Origin of the sequence: Sphingomonas sp., assembly GCF_019242355.1 — a bacterium.
Lineage (GTDB): Bacteria > Pseudomonadota > Alphaproteobacteria > Sphingomonadales > Sphingomonadaceae > Sphingomicrobium.
In genome coordinates, this window is the sequence record NZ_JAFAVR010000191.1 from 1 (window position 1) to 2,459 (window position 2,459).

2 protein-coding genes and 1 pseudogene are annotated in these 2,459 nt (G+C 64.7%); all 3 read left to right on the plus strand.

The genetic code is table 11. From position 1 onward, the window contains the following. Positions 1-741: AI-2E family transporter (locus JOZ79_RS09570; protein ID WP_294073558.1), on the plus strand; the 741-nt coding region annotated here is incomplete at its 5' end. 4 nt (positions 742-745) lie between these two features. After that, on the plus strand, positions 746-1,450 hold the full coding sequence (locus JOZ79_RS09575; protein WP_294073559.1) for a DnaA/Hda family protein: 705 nt from the start codon (positions 746-748) through the stop codon (positions 1,448-1,450). Positions 1,451-1,452: 2 nt separating this feature from the next. Next, positions 1,453-2,459: pseudogene (locus tag JOZ79_RS09580) on the plus strand (hypothetical protein); the annotation flags it as partial.

The following is a 2,459-nucleotide window of genomic DNA, read 5'->3' on the forward strand; positions in this document are numbered from 1 at the left end:
GCCGACGTGCAGAAAACCGTCGGCGACCTCGTTGGGCAGGGATTGCAATGGATGGCCGCGTTCGCGCGCTCGCTGCTTTCCGGAGGATCCGCGCTCCTGGGTATCCTGTCGCTGCTCGTCGTGATGCCGGTCGTCGCCTTCTACATGCTTCTTGACTGGGACAAGATGGTTGCCACCCTCAACACCCTGATCCCGCCGCGCAACCGCGCCGACGTGCATGCGATCGCGCACGATATCGACCGCGCGCTAGCCAGTTTCGTGCGTGGGCAATCGCTGGTCTGCCTCTTCCTCGGGCTTTGGTACGGGATCGGGCTCTCGCTCATCCACCTGAATTTCGGGCTCCTGATCGGCCTCTCGGCGGGGTTTTTGAGCTTCATTCCGTATGTCGGCTCGCTGACGGCGCTGATCCTCTCCGCGATCGTTGCCATCGTGCAGGGCTGGCCGCATTGGACCTTGCTGCTGCTCACCCTCGCGGTTGTCCTCTCCGGCCAGTTCCTTGAAGGCAATGTGCTTTCGCCAAAGCTCGTCGGCGCTTCGGTCGGACTGCACCCGGTCTGGGTGATGTTTGCCCTGCTCGCCTTCGGCTCCCTGTTCGGCTTCACCGGGCTGATCATGGCAGTACCCGTCGCCGCGGCCGGGGGCGTTGTGCTGCGCTACCTCGTTGGGCGCTACCGCGAGAGCGAACTCTACCTCGCGCCAGCGGGCGCCCCGGCGAGGCCGGCACCCGCAATCGAGAGCTGAAAACGTGAGCGCGCGCGAGGCCGCCCGTCAGCTCGTCCTCGATATCGCGCCGGAGCCGCGCTACGGGGAGGATGAGTTCCTGCTCTCCAATTCAAACGAGGCCGCCCAGGCCGCAATCGGCCTCTGGCCGGATTGGCCGGACCGCACGCTCGTGCTGGTCGGCCCACCCGGGGCCGGCAAAAGCCACCTCGGGGCGATCTGGGCCAGCCGGGCCGGTGCGACCATCATGCCGGCGGCCCGGTTCGGAGCGGCTGACCTCCCTGGGATGGGACTGGGCGGGCACATCCTTCTGGAAGACGCCGATCGGCTCGCAGGCGCGGATGAGAAGCGCCTTTTCCATCTGATGAACCTCTTGGCGGAGGCACGAGGCTCGCTGCTCCTGACCGCCCGCGCCGTGCCCAATCTCTGGGGATTTCGGCTGCCGGACCTGCTTTCAAGGCTGCGGCGAGCCATGGTCGCCGAAATATTCTCGCCCGACGACGATCTCCTCCGCGCGGTGCTGGTTAAGCTTCTCGTCGATCGTCAGCTGACGATCGAGATTAGTGTCATAGATTACGTGCTGACGAGAGTGGAGCCAACGCTCGATGCGGTACGCAGCCTTGTCGACGCTCTTGACCGGGAGGCGCTTTCGCGTGGACGGCGCATTACCAAACCGGTTGCGGCCGACGTTCTCGGAGCGCTCTATGCCGGTGAAGAAGAGGAGCCATAGCCGTGGATGGGTCTGAGGCACGGCTGAAGCCGAAGCGCGCCGACGTGACGCGGCATGTCCAGGATGACCTCGCCGCCGCGCGCATCGGCGCGGACATTGCTGTCATGGATGCTGTACCCGAGCTAACCGAGCATCCGGAAGCTCTCGCCTCCTCGCCACTGCGCTTCATCAATCGCGAACTCTCCTGGCTCGAGTTCAACCGCCGTGTCCTGGAGGAAGCGTCGAACCGCAACCACCCATTGCTTGAGCAGCTGCGTTTCGTCTCGATCTCCGCCAACAATCTCGACGAATTCTTCATGGTGCGTGTCGCGGGCCTGCGCGGCCAGATTCGCACCGGCCTTCTCGCCCCCTCGCAGGAGGGAATGACGCCTGCCGAGCAGCTGGAGAAGATCCGCGAACGTGTCGTTCTCCTGGTTGAGGAGCAGCTCAAACGCTGGCGCGATTTGCGCGTCGATCTAGCCGCGGCCGGAATTGCCATCGTCGATGCCGGCGAGGTCAGCAAGACCGAGCGGGAGTGGCTTGAGGACCATTTCCTCCTGCATGTGTTCCCGGTCTTGACGCCGCTCGCCGTCGATCCCGCGCATCCCTTCCCCTTTATTCCCAATCTCGGCTTCACGCTGGCCTTCGAATTGGTGCGGCCTGGGGACCGCAAGACATTGCGGGCGCTTGTGCGCGTGCCGAGCAAGGTCGCGCGCTTTATCCGCCTGCCGGATACGACGGGGCAGGGCAAGGCGCGGTTCATCGCGGTCGAGGCGGTGATCGCCATGTTCACCCCACGACTGTTCCCCGGCTATCTCGTGCGCGGCCAGGGCGTCTTCCGGGTCATCCGCGACAGCGATCTCGAGGTCGAGGAGGAGGCCGAAGACCTGGTGCGGCTGTTCGAGACAGCCCTGAAACGCCGCCGCCGCGGATCGGTAATCCGGCTCGAAGTCGATTCCCACATGCCCGAGGATCTGCGCGCCTTTGTCGCCGAAGAATCCGATGTCGAGCCCGACGACATATTCCTCAT